The sequence below is a fragment of the Streptomyces sp. NPDC041200 genome, from assembly GCF_055591805.1.
On record NZ_JBVIZF010000104.1, the window covers coordinates 1 to 4,888 of the forward strand.

At 68.9% G+C, this 4,888-nt stretch carries 1 protein-coding gene; it reads left to right on the forward strand.

All coding sequences use genetic code 11. The annotated features are described in order from the left end of the window. A partial coding sequence (locus tag ACZ6CL_RS42740; RefSeq protein ID WP_468946940.1) for a non-ribosomal peptide synthetase occupies positions 1-4,888 on the forward strand: 4,888 nt, incomplete at both ends.

Consider the following 4,888-nt stretch of genomic DNA (forward strand, 5'->3'; position numbering starts at 1 on the left):
GACAAGGGTGCCCTGCCGCTGCCGGGTGAGGACGCGTTCGCGCGGGGGGTGTTCGTCGCGCCGAGGACGCCGGTGGAGGAGCGGGTGGCCGCGGTGTGGCGTGAGGTGCTGGAGGTGGAGCGGGTCGGGGTGCTGGACGGGTTCTTCGACCTGGGCGGCGACTCCATCCGCGCGGTCTCCCTCGTCGGCGCTCTGCGCGCGCAGGGCATGGACGTCACCGTCAGCGATGTCTTTGAGCACCGTACGGTCGCCAAACTGGCCGCCCGGATCACGGACACGTCAGAGTTTCCGGCCGAGGAAACGGCCTTGGTGGCGCCGTTCGAGCTGATCAGCGACGACGACCGGAAGAAGCTCCCCGAGGGTGTCACCGACGCCTACCCGCTCACCCAGATCCAGGCGGGCATGGTCGTGGAGATGCTGGCCGATGAGAGCCAGAACAACTACCACAACGTCACATCCTTCCGCATTCTGGACGAGCGTCCCTTCGTCTTCGCGGCGTTCCAAGAGGCCGTCGCCACGGTTGTCGCGCACCATGAGGTGCTGCGTACGTCGCTGCATCTCACCGACTACTCCGCGCCGCTCCAGCTCGTCCATGAACACGCCGAGATGCCCGTCGGCATGCAAGTTCTCGGCAACGTGGGCCAAGAGGTCGTCTTCCAGGCGCTGAAGGACTACATAGCCGTCGAGCGCGCAGAGGTCTTCGACCTGGCCACGCCCTCCCTCATGCGCCTCTTCGTCCACGTCACCGAGGACGGCGGCTGGTGGCTTTCCATCACGGAGTGCCACCCCATCCTCGAGGGCTGGAGTCACCACTCCCTGCTGATGGAGATCCTGACCGGGTACCGGCGGATCGCGGACGGCCTGGACCCGGAGCCCTTCGACCTTCCGGCGGTTCGCTTCGCCGACGCCGTGGCCGCCGAGATCGCCGCCGTCGATGCCGGTGACGACCGTGCGTACTGGCGCGAACTGACCGACACCTACGAGAAGTTCGTACTGCCCACCGGCTGGGGCGACGATCCGTCCACACCGCGCACCAAGTACATGGTGGGGATCAGCTGGGAAGACCTGGAGCAGAACCTGCGCGCGCTCGCGACCAGAGCGGACGCATCGCTGAAGAGCGTGATGGTGGCGGCACATCTGAAGGTGATGAGCCAGCTCACCGACGCGCCCGCCTTCCACACCGGTCTGGTGTACGACATGCGGCCCGAGGTCCTGGGCGCCGACCGGGTCCTCGGCATGACCCTCAACACCCTGCCCTTCCCCAGCGACCGGTCCGCACGCACCTGGCTGGAGCTGGTGCAGCAGGTATTCGCGCACGAACTGGAGTCCTGGCCGCACCGCAGGTATCCGCTGCCCGCCATTCAGAGGGACATCGGTGGCGCCCAGCGTCTCATCGACGTGTTCTTCAACTACCAGGACTTCCGCCAGGTCGACCTCACCCTGGTCGACAACACGGTGGGCTTCGACAACGGCCCCACGGAGTTTCCGCTCACCATCTCCTCGCGCAACCGCCACATCTACCTGACCGCGGACTCCTGGACGCTCACCAAGGCCAACGCCCAGCGCATCGTCGACATGTACCGCGCGGTGCTGGCAGCGATGGCCGGGGACGCCGACGGCGATGCCCGGGCGACCCTGCTCGATTCCCATGAGCGCTCCCAGCTGCTGGACACCTGGGCGGTCAACCCCGCCGAGCAGTCGCGGACCACAACCGTCTGCCAGGCGTTCGAAGACCAGGCGGAGCGGACGCCGGACGCCATCGCCGTCATCGCCGGGGACCAGCGGGCGACGTACGCGGAGCTGGACGCCCGCGCGAACCGGTACGCACACCAGCTGCGCTCCCTCGGCGCCGGCGCCGAATCCATCGTCGGCGTCCTGCTGGACCGTGGCGTCGAACTGTCCGCGTCACTGCTCGGCGTGTGGAAGGCCGGTGCGGCCTACCTGCCGCTGGATCCCTCCACGCCCGCCGACCGGGTGGCCCGGATACTCTCCGACGCCGGGGCCACGCTGCTCATCACCGAGTCCGCCCACCTGGAACACCTCGCCGAGGCCGTCGAAGTGCGGACACTGTGCGTGGACCGGGACCGCGCCGCGGTCGACGCCCGGCCCGCCTCCCGGCTGCCGCGTACCGTCGACGCGGACCAGCTGGCCTATGTCATCTTCACCTCGGGCTCCACGGGTCTGCCCAAGGGTGTGCTGGTGCCGCACAGCGGCCTGATGAACCACGTCGAGTGGGCCGCGGGAGAACTGTCCGCGCGGGGCAGCGGCGGGGCGCCGCTGTTCTCCTCGATCGCGTTCGACCTGGTGGTGCCGAACCTGTGGGCACCGCTGGTGGTGGGCCAGCCGGTGCACATGCTGCCGCAGGATGTGGACCTGGCCGAATTGGGCGAAGCCCTCGTCGAATCCGGCCCGTTCAGCTTCATGAAGCTGACACCCTCCCACCTGGAAGTGCTGACGCAACAGCTCACCACCGAGCAGGCGGAGCAGCTCACCTCGTTCCTCGTCGTCGCGGGCGAGGCGTTCACCCGTCGGCTGGTGGAGAGCCTGCGGGAGCTGGCGCCCTCCGTTGCCGTGCTGAACGAGTACGGCCCGACCGAGACGTCGGTGGGCACCTGCACCTACCCCGTCGACGCTCCGCTGACCAGCGACATCGTGCCGATCGGCCGCCCGCTGCCGAACGTGACCATGTACGTACTCGACGAGTGGCTGGAGCCGGTGCCGGTGGGCGTGGCCGGCGAGCTGTACGTCGGCGGAGCCGGTGTGGCGCGCGGATACCTGGGGCAGCCGGAGCTGACGGCGGAGAAGTTCGTACCGGATCCCTACGGCCTTCCGGGGACACGTCTGTACCGCACCGGGGACCGGGCCCGGATGCTGGACGACGGTGCCGTCGACTTCCTCGGACGCGGCGACGGGCAGGTCAAGATCCGCGGATACCGGGTCGAACTCGGTGAGATCGAGTACAGCCTCACCGACCACCCGCAGATCAACGAGGCCCGCCTCCTGCTGCGCGAGGACACCCCGGGCGAAAAGCACCTCACCGCCTATCTGGTGGCGGCTGAGGGCGAGGCTCCGGACCCGGCCGAGCTGCGCCTGACGCTCGGGCGGACCTTGCCGGACTACATGATTCCGTCCGCGTTCGTCACCGTGGACCGCATCCCGCTCAACGCCAATGGCAAGCTCGACGCGGGCGCCCTGCCCGCGCCGGGCGAGGACGCCTTCGCCCGTGGGCGGTACACCGCCCCCCGCACCCCGCTCGAAGAGCGGGTCGGCGCTATCTGGACCCAGGTGCTGGGCCTGGACCGGGCGGGGGTCGAGGACAGCTTCTTCGAGGTGGGCGGCGACTCCATCCGCGCCGTGGCGCTCGTCGGTGCCCTCCGCGCCGAGGGTTTCGACGTCGCGGTGCGTGACGTTTTCGCCCACCGTACGATCGCGGCGCTCTGCGACCTGCTGAGCGGCCGGACGGCTCTGTCTGCCGAGGACATGGCAGGCGGTGTCGCGGCGTACGCGCTGATCTCCGACGAGGACAGGGCGGGGCTCCCCGAAGGGGTCGTCGACGCCTACCCCCTCTCGCAGAACCAGACCGGCATGCTCGTCGAAATGCTGGCTGACGAGAGCCAGAACAACTACCACAACGTCAACGTCTACTTCCTCCGCGACGACAAGCCGTTCTCGTTTCCGCACTTCCAGAAGGCCGTGCAGACCGTCGTATCCCGTCACGATGTGCTGCGTACGTCGACCCACCTGACCGGCTACTCGGTTCCGATGCAACTGGTGCACGCCGACGCCGACATCCCCTGCTCCTGGCGGGACCTCAGCGAACTGGACGAGCAGGCGCGGCAGCTCGCCATGACGTCCTTCGTGGCGGCCGAGCGTGCCGAACCCTTCGACGTGTCGGCGGCCACCCCGCCCCTTCGTGTCTCCGCGCACGTCACCGGCGAACAGAGCTGGTTCTGCACCTTCACCCAGAGCCACGCCATCCTGGACGGCTGGAGCAACCAGCTCCTGCTCACCGAGATCGTCGCCTGCTACCGCCGCCTGCGGGAAGGCCACACCCCGGAACCGCACACCGCGCCGACGGTCCGCTTCGCCGACACCATCGCCGCCGAGCTGACCGCCCTCGACTCCGAACAGGACCGTGCCTACTGGTCGGACGTCACGCAGCAGCACGCCAAGGTCGGCCTGCCCTCCGGCTGGCACGGAGACCTGACGGCGCCGCCGGAGGTGGTCCATGCCGTCGCCTCCTACCGCGACCTGGAAGACGGCCTGCGGGCCCTGGCCGCACGGGCCAAGGTGTCCATGAAGAGCGTGCTCGTCGCCGCGTATGTGAAGGTGATGAGCCAGCTCACGCAGGAGTCCGCATTCCACGCAGGACTGGTCACCCACTGCCGGCCGGAGGCCGCGGGCTCCGACCGAATCCTCGGCACCTACCTCAACACCCTGCCGTTCCCCGCCGACCGCTCGGCCCGCACCTGGATGGAGCTGGTGCGCCAGGTGTCCGACCGGGAGATCGAGATCTGGCCGCACCGCCACTTCCCGATGCCCGCCATCGGCCGGGAATCGGGGCAGCGCCTGGTCGACATCTTCTTCAGCTATCTCGACTTCGACCGGCTCGAGGAGGCGCAGGCCGAGGACGGCGCGGGCTACGCCGACAGCCCGAACGAATTCTCGCTGGGGATCAGTGCGCTCGGTGGCCTCATCACACTCCGCAGCAACTCCCACGTCCTGAGTCGGGTGAATGCTGAGCGGGTGGCGGGGATGTTCCGTGCGGTGTTGGGGGCGATGGCGGTTGGTGGGGAGGGTGATGCGCGGGCGGTGTGTCTGCCGGTGGGTGAGCGGGATGTGCTGCTGGCAGGTGGTGTCGGGGATGCGGTGGTGTCGGGTGATGTGT